Annotated in this window: 14 protein-coding genes; 4 read left to right on the top strand and 10 right to left on the bottom strand. The window is 62.4% G+C overall.

Features of this window, described 5'->3' with window-relative positions; genetic code table 11:
• Nucleotide 1 precedes the first annotated feature (1 nt).
• Entirely contained in the window at nt 2–3,703 is a 3,702-nt protein-coding gene (gene metH, locus LU493_RS10045; RefSeq protein ID WP_275287657.1) for a methionine synthase, read from the bottom strand.
• A gap of 298 nt (nt 3,704–4,001) precedes the next feature.
• On the opposite strand from metH, the gene nfuA reads away from it, so the two are divergent.
• On the top strand, nt 4,002–4,592 hold the full coding sequence (gene nfuA, locus LU493_RS10040) for a Fe-S biogenesis protein NfuA (RefSeq protein ID WP_275287656.1): 591 nt from the start codon (nt 4,002–4,004) through the stop codon (nt 4,590–4,592).
• A gap of 88 nt (nt 4,593–4,680) precedes the next feature.
• Here nfuA and LU493_RS10035 read toward each other — a convergent pair whose 3' ends face one another.
• On the bottom strand, nt 4,681–5,724 hold the full coding sequence (locus LU493_RS10035) for a DNA-binding protein (RefSeq protein WP_275287655.1): 1,044 nt from the start codon (nt 5,722–5,724) through the stop codon (nt 4,681–4,683).
• 330 nt (nt 5,725–6,054) lie between these two features.
• Here LU493_RS10035 and LU493_RS10030 point away from each other — a divergent pair, with 330 nt between their 5' ends.
• From LU493_RS10030 to LU493_RS10020, 3 genes are all read left to right on the top strand, one after another.
• The gene (locus LU493_RS10030; RefSeq protein ID WP_275287727.1) at nt 6,055–7,194 is read left to right on the top strand and encodes a tyrosine-type recombinase/integrase; all 1,140 of its coding nucleotides are present in this window, start codon (nt 6,055–6,057) and stop codon (nt 7,192–7,194) included.
• A 27-nt stretch (nt 7,195–7,221) separates the two neighbouring features.
• Complete coding sequence (locus tag LU493_RS10025; RefSeq protein WP_275287654.1) at nt 7,222–7,647, top strand: SufE family protein; 426 nt, start codon at nt 7,222–7,224, stop codon at nt 7,645–7,647.
• Nucleotides 7,648–7,735: 88 nt separating this feature from the next.
• Nucleotides 7,736–9,289: a Fic family protein gene (locus tag LU493_RS10020; RefSeq protein ID WP_275287653.1), complete on the top strand. Its 1,554-nt coding sequence runs from the start codon at nt 7,736–7,738 to the stop codon at nt 9,287–9,289.
• An 11-nt stretch (nt 9,290–9,300) separates the two neighbouring features.
• On the opposite strand, the gene yidD is transcribed toward LU493_RS10020, so the two are convergent.
• From yidD to LU493_RS09980, 8 genes are all read right to left on the bottom strand, one after another.
• Entirely contained in the window at nt 9,301–9,606 is a 306-nt protein-coding gene (gene yidD, locus LU493_RS10015) for a membrane protein insertion efficiency factor YidD (protein ID WP_275287652.1), read from the bottom strand.
• 4 nt (nt 9,607–9,610) lie between these two features.
• Nucleotides 9,611–10,060: a phosphoribosyl-AMP cyclohydrolase gene (gene hisI, locus LU493_RS10010; protein WP_275287651.1), complete on the bottom strand. Its 450-nt coding sequence runs from the start codon at nt 10,058–10,060 to the stop codon at nt 9,611–9,613.
• A gap of 16 nt (nt 10,061–10,076) precedes the next feature.
• Nucleotides 10,077–10,529 carry a transcriptional repressor gene (locus LU493_RS10005; RefSeq protein WP_275287726.1) on the bottom strand — a complete coding sequence of 151 codons (453 nt, stop codon included), beginning with the start codon at nt 10,527–10,529 and terminating at the stop codon, nt 10,077–10,079.
• 258 nt (nt 10,530–10,787) lie between these two features.
• The gene (locus tag LU493_RS10000; RefSeq protein ID WP_275287650.1) at nt 10,788–11,762 is read right to left on the bottom strand and encodes an alpha-L-glutamate ligase-like protein; all 975 of its coding nucleotides are present in this window, start codon (nt 11,760–11,762) and stop codon (nt 10,788–10,790) included.
• A 4-nt stretch (nt 11,763–11,766) separates the two neighbouring features.
• Nucleotides 11,767–13,278 carry an inactive transglutaminase family protein gene (locus tag LU493_RS09995; RefSeq protein ID WP_275287649.1) on the bottom strand — a complete coding sequence of 504 codons (1,512 nt, stop codon included), beginning with the start codon at nt 13,276–13,278 and terminating at the stop codon, nt 11,767–11,769.
• Nucleotides 13,279–13,321: 43 nt separating this feature from the next.
• Complete coding sequence (locus LU493_RS09990; protein ID WP_275287648.1) at nt 13,322–14,152, bottom strand: ATP-dependent zinc protease family protein; 831 nt, start codon at nt 14,150–14,152, stop codon at nt 13,322–13,324.
• A gap of 321 nt (nt 14,153–14,473) precedes the next feature.
• Nucleotides 14,474–15,652, bottom strand: coding sequence for an MFS transporter (locus tag LU493_RS09985; RefSeq protein WP_275287647.1), 1,179 nt, complete (start codon nt 15,650–15,652; stop codon nt 14,474–14,476).
• Between the two features lie 268 nt (nt 15,653–15,920).
• Entirely contained in the window at nt 15,921–16,343 is a 423-nt protein-coding gene (locus LU493_RS09980) for a DUF1090 domain-containing protein (protein WP_275287646.1), read from the bottom strand.
• Nucleotides 16,344–16,371: the final 28 nt, after the last annotated feature.

Here is a 16,371-nt window from a genome sequence, read left to right as displayed (position 1 = left end):
GTCAGTCGGGGTCGTAGGAGAGCACCGGCATGAGCCAGCGTTCCAGTTCGGGCAGTGACATCGCCTTGCGTTCGGCCAGCGTCTCGACCTGATCGCGGGTGATCTTGCCGGTAGAAAAATACTTCGACTGCGGGTGCGCAAAGTACCAGCCGGACACCGCTGCCGCAGGCCACATGGCAAAGCTCTCGGTCAGCGAGAGGCCGGTATGCGTCTCGGCCTCGAGCAGGCGGAACAGCGTGGCCTTCTCGGTGTGATCGGGGCAGGCCGGGTAGCCGGGCGCAGGGCGGATGCCGCGGTACTTCTCGGCGATCAGCGCTTCGTTGTCCAGTGCCTCGTCGGGCGCATAACCCCAGTACTGCCGACGCACACGCTCGTGCATGTGTTCGGCGAAGGCCTCGGCGAGGCGATCGGCCAGTGCCTGGACCATGATGGCGTTGTAGTCGTCGCCGGCAGCCTTGTAGCGCTCGGCCAGTTCCTCGACACCGTGCCCGGCGGTCACCGCGAAACCACCGATCCAGTCGGGCTTGCCGCTTTCCCTGGGTGCGACGAAATCGGCCAGGCTATAGCACACGCCTTCTCGATTCTTGGTGGTCTGCTGGCGAATATGGTGGAGTCGTTCGACGACCTCGGTGCGCGACTCGTCGGCGTAGACCTCGATGATGTCGTCGTCGACGGTATTGGCCGGCCACATGCCGATCACGCCCCGAGCCTGGATCAGCCGTTCCTCGATCAGCCGCCCGAGCATGGCCTGGGCATCGTCGAACAGGTTGCGAGCGGCTTCCCCGACTTTTTCATCGTCGAGGATGCGCGGATATTTGCCGGCCAGCTGCCAGCTCATGAAGAAGGGCGTCCAGTCGATACGCTCGACCAAGGGTGCCAGATCATGGTCCTCGAAGACCTCAAGACCAGCAAGCGCCGGGCGTGGCGGGGTATAGTCCTGCCAGTCGATGGCCGGCTTGTGCCGGCGGGCCTCGGTGTAGCTGATCTCGGCGGCTTTGGGGCGACGCTTGGCGTTACGCTCGCGAACCTTTTCGTATTCCTCACGGATTTCGGTGACATAGGCTTCCTTGAGCCCCGGCGAAAGCAGCTTGCCGGCCACGCCAACGGCCCGAGAAGCGTCGGTGACATAAATGACCGGATGCTCGTAACCGGGCTCGATCTTGACCGCCGTATGGGCCTTGGAGGTGGTCGCCCCGCCGATCAGCAGCGGGAGATCGAAATTCTGTCGCTGCATCTCCTTGGCGACGTGGACCATCTCATCCAGCGACGGGGTGATCAGCCCGGATAGGCCGATGATGTCGGCCTTTTCCTCGCGGGCCGTCTGGAGGATCCTTTCCGCCGGCACCATCACGCCGAGGTCGATGACCTCGTAGTTGTTGCACTGCAGGACCACGCCGACGATGTTCTTGCCGATATCGTGGACATCGCCCTTGACCGTGGCCATGACGATCTTGCCCTTGGCCTGGGTATCCTCGCCTTTCTCGGCCTCGATATAGGGGATCAGATAGGCCACGGCCTGTTTCATCACGCGGGCCGACTTGACCACCTGGGGCAGGAACATCTTGCCGTCGCCGAACAGGTCGCCGACCACGTTCATGCCATCCATCAAGGGCCCCTCGATCACCTCGATGGGGCGTTCGGCGCGCTGCCGGGCCAGTTCGGTGTCATCCTCGATATAGGCGGTAATGCCCTTGACTAGGGCATGTTCGATGCGCTTCTCGACCTCCCAGCCGCGCCACTCCAGGTCCTCCTGGCGAGAGGCGCCGCTGCTGTCGTCCTTGTACTTGTCGGCCAGGTCGAGCAGGCGTTCGGTCGCGTCGTCGCGGCGATTGAGCACGACATCCTCGACGCCCTCGCGCAACTCCTCGGGAAGATCATCGTAGACCGCCAGCTGGCCGGCGTTGACGATCCCCATGGTCATGCCGGCACGAATGGCGTGGTAGAGGAAGACCGAGTGGATCGCTTCGCGTACCGCATTGTTGCCGCGGAAGGAGAAGGAGACGTTGGAAACGCCGCCGGACACCATGGCATGGGGCAGATGCTCGCGAATCCAGCGGGTCGCCTCGATGAAGTCCACGGCATAGTTGTTGTGTTCCTCGATGCCGGTGGCGATGGCGAAGATGTTCGGGTCGAAGATGATGTCTTCGGCCGGGAAATGGATCTCGTCGACCAGCAGGCGGTAGGCACGCTGGCAGATCTCGGCCTTGCGCGCGAAGGTATCGGCCTGGCCCTGTTCGTCGAAGGCCATGACCACGATCGAAGCACCGTAGCGGCGGCACTTGGTCGCCTGCTCGCGGAAGGCATCTTCGCCTTCTTTCAAGGAGATGGAGTTGACCACCGCCTTGCCCTGGATGCATTTCAGGCCAGCTTCGATGATCTCCCACTTGGAGGAGTCGACCATGATCGGTACCCGGGCGATGTCCGGCTCGCCGGCGATCAGGTTGAGAAAGCGCACCATCGCATCCTCGGACTCCAGCATGCCTTCGTCCATGTTGATGTCGATGACCTGGGCGCCGTTCTCGACCTGCTCCAGGGCCACCTCCAGGGCGGTGGTGTAGTCCTCTTCCTTGATCAGGCGCTTGAAGCGTGCCGATCCGGTGACGTTGGTACGTTCCCCGACGTTGACGAACAGCGAGTCGTGCTCGATGTTGAACGGCTCGAGGCCGGACAACCGGCAGGCCAGGGCGCGCTCGGGGATACGGCGCGGCGCCGTGTCGCGAATCGCCCGGTGGATGGCGGCGATGTGCTCGGGCGTCGAGCCGCAACAGCCGCCGATGATGTTGACCAGCCCGCTCTCGGCGAATTCGGCGACGATGGCTGCCATTTCCTCGGGTGTCTGGTCATACTCGCCGAACTCGTTGGGCAGGCCGGCGTTGGGGTGCGCGGAGACGAAGGTGTCGGCCTTGTTGGCGAGCTCCTCGACGTACGGGCGCAATTCCTCGGCCCCCAGGGCGCAGTTGAGGCCCACCGACAACGGCCGGGCATGGCGTACCGAATTCCAGAAAGCCTCGGTGGTCTGGCCCGAGAGGGTGCGACCGGAGGCATCGGTGATGGTCCCGGAGATCATCACCGGCAGTCGTTCGCCCCGCGCCTCGAAGAGCTCCTCGAGGGCGTAGATCGCCGCCTTGGCGTTGAGGGTGTCGAAGATCGTCTCGATCAGGATCAGGTCGCTGCCGCCCTCCACCAGTGCCTCGGCAGCCTCGCGGTAGTTGTCGCGCAATTCGTCGAAGGTGACGTTGCGCATCGCCGGGTCGTTGACGTCCGGGGATAGTGAGGCGGTGCGCGAGGTCGGGCCCAGCACGCCCGCCACATAGCGCGGCACGCCGGTTTCCTGTGCCACGGCATCACAGATGCCCCGGGCCAGGCGCGCGGATTCGCGATTCAGTTCCGGCACCAGGTCTTCCATGCCATAGTCGGACTGGGACAGCCGGGTGCTGTTGAAGGTATTGGTCTCGACGATGTCCGCACCGGCCTCGAGGTAGTCGCGATGGATGCGTGTCACCAGATCGGGACAGGTCAGCGCCAGCAGGTCGTTGTTGCCCTTGAGATCCGTCGGCCAGTCCGCGAAACGCTCGCCCCGAAACTCCTCTTCGGAGAGGCCGGCATTCTGCAGCATGGTACCCATGCCGCCATCCAGCATCAGGATGCGTTCGGCGAGACTGTCGGTAAGCGTCACGAGCGAGGATACGGGAACGTCGGCCATGGGTCGGGGTGATCTCCAGCGTGAAAGCATCGGTCCTGGGAAAACGCTGAGCAGAGCGCCGCACGATGCAGCGATTTGCACGCGCAATTGGGTGCAGTATTTTCCTTGTTCGGCGTGGCGCGCCGGATAGGCGCCCTATGGTAGCAAATGGTGCGGCCCGGCGGCAGGGCATCAAAGACCCAGCAAATCACTCGGGATTGTCTCGGCGCCATCGCTCGCTTACCATGAGGGAAAATACCGATTCCCGGCCCGCGTCCGTTAGCCTCATCCCGGTCGGGGCCAGACCAGTGAGAGCATCATGAGCGACAGCATCCAGATCACCGATAGTGCCCAGGACTACCTCGGCGAACTGCTGGCCAAGCAGAACGTCGAGGGGATTGCCGTGCGTATCTTCATCACCCAACCGGGGACCCCCTACGCCGAGACCTGCCTGGCCTACTGCCGGCCCGGCGAGGAGGAACCCAGCGACGAGCGTCTCGAGCTCGAGAAGATCGCCGTCTACCTGGACAAGAACAGCGTGCCTTTCCTCGAGGAAGCCGTGGTCGATTTCAATGCCGACCGCATGGGCGGGCAGCTCACCATCAAGGCCCCCAACGCCAAGATGCCCAAGGTCAATGCCGACAGCCCCATCGAGGACCAGGTCAACTATGTGCTGTATAGCGAGATCAATCCCGGCCTGGCAGCTCATGGCGGGGAAGTCCGCCTGGTGCAGTTGACCGAGGAACAGGTCGCCGTCCTGTCATTCGGCGGTGGCTGCCAGGGTTGCGCGGCCGTTGACATCACTCTCAAGGATGGTGTCGAGAAGACGCTGATGGAGCGCATCCCGGAGCTTTCGGGCATTCGCGACGTGACCGATCATACGGATACCACCAACGCCTACTACCGCTAAGGACGCCGTCTCGATCAAGGCGGTGTCGACAACACCGTCTGTCTACTCTGCATTCAAGCAATAAGCGCAACCCTTTCTCGGGCCCCGCTCATGCGGGGCCTCTTTCGTCTGGTGCGTCGTCCCCCTTCGTCGGCGAAGCGGCCGTCTCGGTCCGCCATTCTTCACGCAGTGCCTCGAGCGAGGCCCATAGCCGTTCCTCGAAGTGGCGCTCACGTTCGCGCCACTGTTCCGTCTGTTCTGCCATGCGCCGTTCCTGCTCCTCGAAACGCGCATTGAGCTGTTCGTGCTGGTCGCGCAGGGCGGCCGCCCGTTGTTCGGCGCTGTCCCGGGCCTGTTCGGCCTCGTGTAGTGCCTGACGAGCGGTGGCAAGATCCGTCTGCAGCGCGTTCTGCTGTTCCTGGGTGGTTTCCAGTCGTCGGGTCAGGCGCTGTTCCCGGCCGGCATGTGCCTTTTCGGCGGCCTGACGTTCCTGTCGTTCCTGATCGAGCAGCCCCATCAAGCGCGCCTCGGCGCTTTCATTGCGCTCTTCCTCCTGGGTGAGGCGTTCCCGGTGGGTCTCTGCCTGTTCCTCGAGTGCCTGCCGGTGCGCCTCTTCACGGCGTTTCGCGTCTTCTTCTGCCGCTTCCAGACGTCGCGTCAGCTCATCGCAGCGCTCGCGCGATCGCGTTTCCTGTGCCAGGAGGGCCTCGTGCTCGGCGCGTAGCTGGGCCAGTTCGCTGGTGCGCTGTTCGAGTCGCTGGTCGATCTGTGTCAGGTGCGCCGAAAGGGCCGTCTCGCGTTGTTCGGCATCTTCGGCGCGGCGATCGGCCTCGGCGGCCTGCTGTCGAGCATCACCGACGCGGGAGTCGGCCTCCTGGCGGTAGTGGGCGAGTGCCTGGTTGGCCGCTTCCTGAGCCTGTGTCCAGAGTGCCTCGGCCAGTTCCTGCAGCTCCGCGGGCATGCCCTGAGGGGGCGGGACGTCACGGTTCTCTTCGCGCAGACGGCGCCATTCGCGCAGATGTTCGCTGATGGTGGTGAAACTGCCTGTGCCGAGCGTCTCGCGAATCTTGTGCACGCTGGGGGCTTCCCCCTTGGCCATCAGGGTATCGATGGCGCGCTGTACATCCTCGTATCGCACACCGGTGCGTGCCATGGGAAGCCTCCTTGTCGGGTTATCGGGGCGCGTGGCCATCCGATGAATAGGCGCAGGATAGCGTTTTCACGATCGAAGATAAAGCTTATTACGTATTATGGATAATGTAATTTTATTTATTTTACCCGGCATATAATCAAGATTACGCGGCTTATCTTGATTATTTTGACTTACAGCGTGACACTGCAGGCCTTGGTTCGCAGACAGACGGCAGGAGGGCATGTGGCGGACGAATGGCCCGCAGGAGAGCCAGCGGGATGGGCAGGCGTACCGCAGCCGGCCTATGCCGTGGCTTCGGAGATAGGAGCGGCGCTTTATGGTGCCGGCGCCTTGCTCCCGGGTGGCATCCCGACAAGCGGGGCAGGACGCATTGCGGCAACCAGCGATGCCCAGGCGGTGGCATTGTGGCTCGGGGAGTATCGCGCCAGCCCGAATACCCAGCGGGCCTACCGGCGCGAAGCCGAGCGGCTCTTGCTGTGGTTGAACGAACGAGACATGTCGCTTGCCGAGTTGCGCCGAGATCATCTCGATGCCTTCGAAGCCTTTCTCGGCGATCCCATGCCGAAGGAGCGCTGGGTCGGTCCGACCCGGGCTCGTCAGGATCCGCGCTGGCGGCCGTTCCGTGGCCCCTTGTCGCCCTCCAGCCGCCGTCAGAGCCTGGTCATCCTGCAGGGCCTGTGCGCCTGGCTGGTCGAAGCGGGGTGGCTCGACCACAATCCGTTCCGGCTGATGCGCGACAAGCGACGGCGGCTGGACAATCGCCAGACGGCGATCGAGCGCTACCTGGAACGGCCACTATGGGAGTGGCTCTGGCAATGGCTAGATCAGCCGCCCTCGTTGCAGGCTTCCCGTCGTGAGCGCTTCCTCTGGATGCGTCGGCGCCTGGTCTTTGGCTTCGCCTATCTGTTGGCGCCCCGCATCGGCGAGATGAGCGGCGCCCGCATGGACGACTTCACTCGTCTCGAGGGCCGTTGGTGGTGGCGGGTAACAGGGAAGGGCGGCAAGACCGCGCGCATTCCCGTGCCACCGGACATGATGCGCCTGCTCGCCGAGTGGCGGACCTCCCTGGGACTTTCGCCGGAACCATCACCCGACGAGCCGACACCATTGCTGCGGGGACTCGATGGCCAACGTGGCGTGGGGGACAATCACCTGTATCGGTTGATTCGGGCGACCTTCGAACAAGCGGCCAGTACTCTGGAGCGCCAGCTCGGTGTCGACGCCGGGCGCGAAGTGGCACAATTGCGTCGTGCCACGCCGCACTGGCTGCGTCACACGGCGCTGACGCACCAGGCACAGGCCGGTGTCGAGCTTCGCTATCTTGCCGAGACGGCACGTCACTCTCGCCTCGATACCACGGCACGGTACCTGCATGCCGAGGCGGAGGAGTGGCATCGACAGCAATCGCGACACGGCCTGGCCGTCCATGGCAAGGCGGGGGCGGACGCACCGGGGAAGCAACCGGTATAATATGGCCAGATGCAATCAGGAGCCCTCATGAGCACAGAGATCACCGCCGAACAGGCCCAGCAGGAATTGCTGGAAGAGTTCGAGATGTTCGACAACTGGATGGACCGCTACCAGTACATCATCGACATGGGCAAGCAGCTGCCGACCTTCCCCGAGGAGTGGAAGGTCGAGGAACTCAAGATCCAGGGCTGCCAGTCCAATGTCTGGATGCATCACCGTCTCGACGGCGAGCTGCTGCATTTCGATGCCGTGTCGGATGCGGCCATCGTCTCGGGGCTGATCGCGGTATTGATGCGGATCTACAATGATCGTCACCCGGCAGACATCCGCGCGACCAGTCCGCACTTCCTCGTGGACCTCGGCCTCGACAAGCATCTGTCGCCGACCCGCAGCAACGGCCTGAATGCCATGCTTGAGCGCATCTATCGCGTCGCCGAGCAGGAGGCCGCGTGACTCGGTAGCCCCCCATCTGACACCCTGCCATAATCGTTTTTGAAGAAAAGTTCGCGCATGTAATCATTTTTTTGGCGAGATAATCATTTTGGCAGCTCAAGAGCAGGATGAAATCGGTTATGGCTGGCTCGTCCGACACTTCGGTGTTCAAGCGACCCAGCCGTTTCCAGTGATGAGTTGCATCGGTCGCACGCGGCACACCCATGAGCGTGAGGCTGGGCGTCAGGAGACATATCTTGATGCCATGCGTCCAGCCGACACGCCGACGGCTCACCTGGCCTTTGCCTTGAAGCATGAAGGTATACACCTGGAATTCCTTGCCCGTTTGTTCGGCGTCATGCCGGGACGCGAAATTGCCGAGTGGGTGAAGCATGAGCCAACTGGACAATATGCCCGTCGAGCGGGCTTTCTCTACGAGTGGCTGACAGGCCGTGAGCTGGATGTCGTCGAGGTCGGCGGCAACTATCGAGATGCTCTCGACCCTCGACATTATGTCACCAGAAGCCAGCCGATTCGAAACCGTCGTTGGCGTATCAATGACAATTTGCCGGGAACGTCTGACTATTGCCCGTTGATACGAAGAACTCCGACCGTCAAGGCATTGAACGATTTCGATGTAACCGCCAGGCTTGAGGCCATGGAAGGGGAGTTCGGCGCTGATATTCTACTCAGGAGTGCCGTATGGCTGACGATCAAGGAAAGTCGGGCCAGCTTCGTGATCGAGCACGAAGGAGAGCAGCGAGACAGAATTCAGCGCTTTGCGGAAGCCATGGAGCGTTACTGCGGCGACCTGGACGACCCTCTGGACTCACAAGCACTGACCGAACTCCAGCGTGCGATCCTGGGCATCTCGACGATACGCCCAGGGTTACGACATTCACCGGTCTTCGTTGGCAGTAATTCACTGCAGCATGGTGCAGTGGTCCACTATATATGCCCGCATTGGGAGTGGCTTGCCGAGATGCTCGAGGGATTACGTGCTTTCCTGACAGTCACCAGGGAAGAGCCATCGATCATCCGAGCGGCTGTTGCCAGCTTCGGCTTTGTGTTCCTGCACCCATTAGCCGACGGAAATGGTCGAGTGTCGCGCTTTCTGGTCAACGACGTCCTGCGCCGGGACGGCGCGGTACCTGAGCCATTCATTCTCCCCATATCGGCCACTATCACGTCGTCGGCTATTCGGCGTGCCGAGTATGATCGCATTCTCGAGCGTTACTCCAAGCCGTTGATGGATGCATTCAGAGGGGCAGTGGATTTCTCGAAAGGGCGCCGTCGTTACGATGATGGCATCGAATCCGACTTCCATTTTTCAGCCTATGATCAGGCTGCGCCGACATGGCGTTACCCTGACCTGACCCAACAGGTCGAGTATCTTCGCGCAGTGGTTCAACATACTCTGGAACATGAGATGCATGAGCAGGCGGCACTGCAACGCGCCTGGTATCGGACCCGGTTGGCCATCAAGGACTGGCTGGAGGGCCCCGACGATCATATTGACCGGATCATCCGCTCGATCCGTCAACACGGCGGCATCAGTGGCAAATTGCTCAAGGAGTTCCCCATTATCCAGGATCAAGACTTGGCGACACGCCTGGAACAGGAAGTAAAAAACGGGTTTCGTGATCTGAAAGGTGGCGACTAGAACAAGGCAGTCTAGCGACAACGAAAGTCGTCATCCAGCTCGGGGTCTTCTCGGCACAGCCGTTCACTGGGACCGCCGGGGACCGGGTCGATGCCGCCGGAAGCGCCGGGATGGCAGCGCAGGATGCGCCGAACCGCCAGTTCGCCGCCTTTCATGGGGCCGTGCACCTTCAGTGCTTCTGCCGTGTATTGAGAGCAGCTGGGCCAGTAACGGCAGCGCGGGCCGAGCAGGGGGCTGATCAGCCACTGATAGAGGCGCACCAGGCCGATCATGATGAAGGCCAGCCCGGTGCGCAGGCCACGGGCGAGGGCATGCATGGGGTCAGTGGGGCGTCTTGTCGCCGTAGAGGGTTTGCGGGTCGATCATCGGCTCGCTGACGACGCGGGCTTCCTGCTCATCGAGTGCCACGTAGAAGCAGCTTCGACGCCCGCTGTGGCAGGCCGGTCCGGTCTGATCGACCTGCAGCAGCAGGGTGTCGCCATCGCAGTCGAGATGGGCCGCTCGCAGGTGTTGCTGCTGTCCGGATGATTCTCCCTTGCGCCAGGGCTTCCCCCGGGAGCGTGACCAGTAGCAGACATGCCCGGTCCGCAAGGTTTCCTCCAGGGTCTGGCGGTTCATCCAGGCCATCATCAGCACTTCGCCGGAGTCATGCTGTTGAGCGATGGCGGGCATCAGGCCATCGGCGTTGAAGCGGGCAGCGTCCAGAATAGCGTCGAGCGGGCGACGGCTGTCGAGAGGGGCGCCTTCCAGCGCCTTGAAGATATCGGACATTGGGACTCCGGCTGGCTCAGGATGTCTGAGGAACCGCATGGCAGGCATCGCAACGGCCGAGCAGCTCGATGGTCTGACGCTGCACCGTGAACCCCAGCTCGTGGGCACGCTGTCCCAGTTGCTCGTTGATATCGTCGAGGTGCAACTCCTCGACCCGGCCGCAATCGCGGCAGATCAAGAGCTGGAAGCCATGGGCATGCTCGGGGCACGGGCAGGCCACATAGGCATTGAGCGACTCGATGCGATGCACCAGGCCCTGGTCGATGAGAAATTCCAGGGCGCGATACACCGTCGGCGGGCGGGCAGAGGCATGCTCGGTGGCGAGGCGATCGAGCAGGTCATAGGCCTTCAGTCCGCCACGCGTGTCGGCGATCATCTGCAGCACTCGCCGACGAATCGGCGTGAAGCGGACGCCACGATGGCGACACTGTCGTTCGGCCTGGTCCATCAGGGCTCGGGAATCGGTCATGCTGGCCATGCGGTCTCGGGATTGACGACCCATTCTACGCGCCGCGCACCGCCATCGCCAGACATCGCACGAGGCTGCCAGGGCTGCTATCGCAGTTGGATCTGGCGAGGGGCGCCGGGGACAGGCCGGAGAGGGGGTCCGATGCCATGGATGGCATCGGTAGCCTCCAGGGAAGGATTCACAGCGCCCCCTCGCAGGCCTGTCGACGGATCAGCCCGAGCGACAACGCTTAACGGCGATAGCCCTGACGAAGCTGCTTCATGCCGATGCGGCCTGCACGGGGTCCAGCTCGCTACGCCGCGCGAAATGCTGCCGGGCGAAGTCAACGCGCTGCTCGATCTCGAGCCCTTCAGGTTGTCGCTCGATGAGATCCAGGCGTTCGCGCAAGCCTTCCCCGTTGGCCATCTGGATGGCCAGCCCGGGGCGTGCATTGAGCTCCAGCAGCATGGGGCCATGGTCGCGATCCAGCACCATGTCGGTCCCCAGATAGCCCAGCGAGGTCATCTCGTAGCAGCCCGCGGCCAGCCGAAGCAGGGTGCGCCAGTTGCCGATCCGCAGGCTGGCCAGCTCATGGCCGGTATCCGGGTGATCGTTGCGCGAACGGTCGAACTGAACGCCACGAATCGCCTGGCCGGAGGCGATGTCAATGCCGACACCCACCGCGCCCTGGTGGAGGTTCGCCTTGCCGTCCGAGGCGGCCGTGGAGAGCCGCATCATCGCCATCACCGGATAGCCCTTGAAGACGATGACGCGAATATCCGGCACGCCTTCGTAGGTGTACTCGTTGAAGGTTTCGTCGAAGTTGATCAAGCCTTCGATGAGCGCCACATCCGGCGATCCCCCCAGGGAATAGAGCCCCGACAGGATATTGGACACATGACGCTCGACGTCCTTGAGCGACAGGTGAGCGCCACTGGGCTTGACGTAATGCTGCCCCTCGACACGCTCGACGACCAGAATGCCCTTGCCGCCGCTGCCCTTGGCCGGCTTGATGACGAACCCTGTATGGCCATCGAGCATGTCGCGGATATGCTTGACGCCGAACTGGGTCGACACCGTGCCGATCAGGGCCGGTGTGGTGATGTCGTAGCGTTGGGCGAGCAGCTTGGTCTGGAGCTTGTCATCGACCAGCGGATAGAGCCGTCGGTCGTTGTAACGGCCGATATAGCGGATATTGCGCCGGTTCATGCCGATGATGCCCTTGGCGCGAAGCTTTCCGGGGGTCGTCCACATCGGCTCAGTCCTCCGTGACCGGCTTGAAGCGACGCAGCTCCAGCAGGCGATAGCCGGTGTAGTTGCCGAGCATCAGGATCAACGCCATCAGGATCAGTTGCACGCCGAGGAAGTTGAAGGTGATGTGGCGAATCCAGGGGTTGTTCATGGCCAGATAGGCCAGTACCGCGGTCAACAGGCTGCCGCCGCCCTGGATCAGGACTTCCTTGGGACCTTCTTCCTCCCAGAGGATCGACATTCGCTCGATGGTCCAGGAGAGGATGATCATCGGGAAGAAGGTAATGGTCAGGCCGGCGTTGAGCCCGATGCGATAGGACAGCACCGAGAACAGGGAGATGATGGCGATCACCGTGATGATGACCGCCGTGACCCTCGCCACCAGTAATAGATTGAGGTAGGAAAGATAATTGCGGATCACCAGACCCACGGCCACTACCAGCAGGAAGCCGATCAGACCGGTGGCCAGGGTCGTCTGGATGAAGGCCAGGGCGATCAACACCGGCATGAAGGTGCCCGACGTCTTGATCCCGACCAGCACTCTCAGCAGGACCACGACCAGCGCCCCGATGGGAATCAGCAGGATCGTCTGGAACAGTGCCTGTTCCTCGAGAGGCAGGCTGTGGATCGAGAAGTTGAGAATGGTGTCGGACGCCTCGGCCATGCGATTGCGCACGGCGGCCCCGGCGGGCTGGTTGCGCGACAGCATGGAGAAATAGACCTGGGAGTTCGTCCCCCCCTGGACTTCGAGCACCGCCTTGCCGGCATTCTCCCAGAGGAGAAGGTTGTCGGGGCGCCCCTGTTCGCCGGTAGCCGGATTGAAGAGCGCCTGCTCCTCACCGTCGTAGACCTGGATCCAGGGGGTCAGGCTCTGTCGGCGTCGTCCATGATCCAGCATCAGGCCGCTGACATCGCGTGCGGCGATGCCGGCCTGGTTGAGCAGCCGGACCAGCAATGGCACACGATCGAACTGCGTCAGCAGCAAGCGGGCATTCTCTCCCTGACGCTGCTCGCTGAAGTCGCGGATCAGCTCGCGAGTGAAGGTGAAGGGATCGGCACTACGTGCCCAGGCGCGGTCGATGACCTGGGACGCCGCGGTATCGTAGGGGCGTTCCCAGGCGACATCCGGTTCCGGGGAAGGCGGGGTAACGTCGGATGCCCGGGCCCGAGGAGCGACCTGGATGCGGCTGCTGTAATAGAGTTGCTGATTGCCGGTGGCATCGCGGATCGACCAGAGGGCGCGGCGGCTACCGTTTTCCTCGAGAAAGGAGAGGCCGTAGCCCGGGGAGGCCGTGTGCTCGGCCAGCACCCGGAATCCTTGCTGGGTAGAGGGCAAGGCCATCTCCACCTTGGCGGGGCCACCATCGGCGAGGAAATTCACCTGCGCCTCGATTTCCCAGACCTGCCGTTGCTCGCCTGGTGTCCAGGGCACCTCGAACTGGACATGGCGATGGATGCTCAAGCCGATGCCAGCAACCAGCAACAGGGCAACGACCAGATAGAAGGGCAGTCGGGACATATCAACGTCCTTGGTGAATCAGAGTGAGGAATACATCCATGTATCAGGGCGTCTCGTCTTGCGACTCGGCGTCGTCGGTCGTGCTCGTGAACTCGGGTCGCCCATGGAGGAAGTCCTCCGCGACATCGATAATGGCAATGTCCATCAGGAAACGACGCCCGAGCAGAACCGGGTAATCGAGATGACGGCGGTCGGTCAGCGTGAACTCCACCGTCTCACGGATCGGGCCCAGGGTCATCAGCAGCTCGATGACCGGACGGGACTCCTCGCCTGCTGCCTGGCTCACCCGCACGCGACGTTCTACCGGGGCCTCCAGCCAGCTGTCCCTGACCGCTTCGACCACACTATCGTCGTCATCGAGGCCGAGCTTGAAGCGCACCCAGTCCTCGCCATCCCGCTCGAAGCTGGTGATCTCGTTGGCACTCAGCGAGGAGGTATCCGCCCCGGAGTCCACGCGGGCTTGCAGGTAGGTGCCGACATTGGGCAGGCCAACCCACTCGCTGCGCCCCAGGAGTTCCTTGTTGGCCAGCCGGTCATCGGTCGCCTGGCACTCGGTGATGACCTTTGTGGCCTCTTCACCCTGATTATCGTCCAGGGCGGCAATATCGCCTCGCAGATTCCGCAACAGGCTGCCGACTTCACGCACATCGGCCGTCAGCGTCCGTTGTTCCAATCTCTGCAACGACAGCAGGTGTGACTGGTTCTCGCAGCGAGCGGTGAGATTGCTTTCCAGACGCTGCATGCCCGCCTCGAACTGCGCCGTCGTCACCGGTGGGGGCGACGGTTCGGGAGACTGAGGAGGCAGCAGGGCACACCCCCCGAGTAACGTCATTGAGCCGAAGAGCGATAACATCAACGATGGGCGATTCGGCATATCGTGGGTGTCCTTTGCACTGACGTGAACGGGATGCATGGGTTGCAGGGATGATAAGGAGCCGGCCTCCCGGTGTCCACGATGACGACCGGCGCGTCATGACGAGATAACCATCATCCATTCTATCAGCCGCGCGCTCGGGTATATCGTCGACAGGGTATCAACTCTCGTCGCACCGACGGTCGGGAGCCGATGGCATGGACTTTGCTTGAAGGAAGAGAGGGGGGCGCGGCAAGCGCGTCACGACGGACCAGAAAGGACAGGAAGGAGGGTCAGGAAAGCTGTCAGGGAGGGCGTCACGATGACGCCCTCATGCATCGTTCAGGAGACAACGGTGACCGGGGCCCTGACGCCGAACAGGATCAACAGCGCCGCCAGCAGCAGTACGAAACCGCTCACCGCGAAGACACCGACGGCGCCACCGGTGTCGAAGATCAACCCACCGGCAGCCGCGCCACTGGCAATCGCGAACTGGATCGCCGCCACCAGCAGGCCGCCTGCGCTTTCGGCTTCATCGGGCACCGTTCGGGTCAGCCAGGTGGACCATGCGACCGGAACGGTACCGAACGCCATGCCCCAGAGTGCAATCATCATGGCGTCGACCAGGGGGATGCCACCGACACTCGCCAGCCCCAGGCCGAGTATGCCCATCGTGGCCGGCATCACGATTTGCGTGAAACGCATGTTCCGTTCGAGCATGACGCCTGCCAGGAAAGTGCCCAGGAAGTTGGCCAGGCCAAAACCCAGCAGGATGCTCGACATGCCGTTCACATCGACCCGGGTGACGGTCTCGAGGAAGGGACGGATATAAGTGAAGAAGGCGAAATGTCCCGCGAAGATCATGGCGGCGGCCAGCATGCCGATTCCGACCATTGGGCGCCGCAGCACCTCGACCAGGGTCTTCAGGCGCGTCTGAGCGTTCGGTGCCATGCGTGGCAAAGTGGCGAACTGTACCCCCAGGGCCAGCCCCCCAAACATCGCGGCGATCAAGAAGACACTACGCCAGCCGATGATCTCGCCGAAAAAACTGCCCATGGGGGCCGCCACGATAGTGGCTACCGACACACCGCTGAAGATCATCGACAGTGCGCGCGGCACGCTATCCTCGGGCACCAGGCGCATCACCGTGGCTGCCGACATCGTCCAGAAGCCGCCCAGGGCAATGCCAAGGAGGACACGGCCGATCAGCAGCAGTGGCAAGTTCGGTGCCAGCGCCACCAGCAGATTCGAGATGATCAACAGCACCGAAAACCCCAGGAGCACGTGGCGACGATCGACTTTCCGGGTCGCCGCCGTGATCAACAGGCTGGTCACCAGGGCGATTGCGGCCGTTGCCGTCACCGTCTGTCCGGCCATGCCTTCGGTGATACCGAGATCAGACGCCATGGGCGTCAGCAGGCTCACCGGGAGAAACTCCGCGGTGACCAATCCGAAAACCCCGAGCGTCATCGAGAAAACCGCGCTCCATGCCGGCGCGGCCCGTTGTGACACATCACGCATCTGTGACTCCTGTTCCTTGAATGACATCGTTGGCTCAGGAGGATAGAGCGCCATTTTCGGACGGTATATGCCAGAGAGTCTCGAATATTTGATTGATGATCCGGCAGTCGCCGAAGCGATGACTCCGGGATTGATGTCTCCCATTATTTCGCAGAATGTATATTATGTTAAATGATGTGTGAATACCTCCATGTGGCACATGGAAAACGGTCTGGTTTCTCCACCATTCTCCACCACGGCCACCTGCCCGATTCGACGGTTGGCTACGCTACTGCTCGCCCTGGAGCGATTCCAGCTCGTCCTGGCTCTCTCGAAGCTCCATCACGGCTTCTTCGAGTTCCTCGCTGTGCTGGCGAATATCGTCCGCGTCGCCTTCACGCTGCGCTTCGGACAATGCTTCCTGACGCTCCTGCACTTCAGCCATGCTCTCGCTGACGTCCTCTTCAGCGTCCTCGAGGACGCCTTCATTGGTGCAATGGCGCTGCACACCCTCCATGGCCTTTTTCAATCCGCGCACGCGATGTTCATTGCCGTGCTCTTCGGCAATGCGCAGCTGCGTCTGGATCTCCTCGGCCTTGGCCTGGCAGAGCCTGTCCATCGTCTCGTCTGCGACCGCCTGCTGGCTGAAGGCAACCGGTATGACAAGCAAGATCACCGAAATGCTGTCGCGAAGGGATCGTTTCATGGTCATGCAGCCTGTCGTGGTGTCTGAAAAAGGT

The organism is Halomonas elongata (assembly GCF_029081005.1).
Classification (GTDB): domain Bacteria; phylum Pseudomonadota; class Gammaproteobacteria; order Pseudomonadales; family Halomonadaceae; genus Halomonas; species Halomonas elongata_B.
The sequence above is the reverse complement of the archived record's forward strand: the minus strand, read 5'-3'. Positions and strand labels throughout refer to the sequence as shown.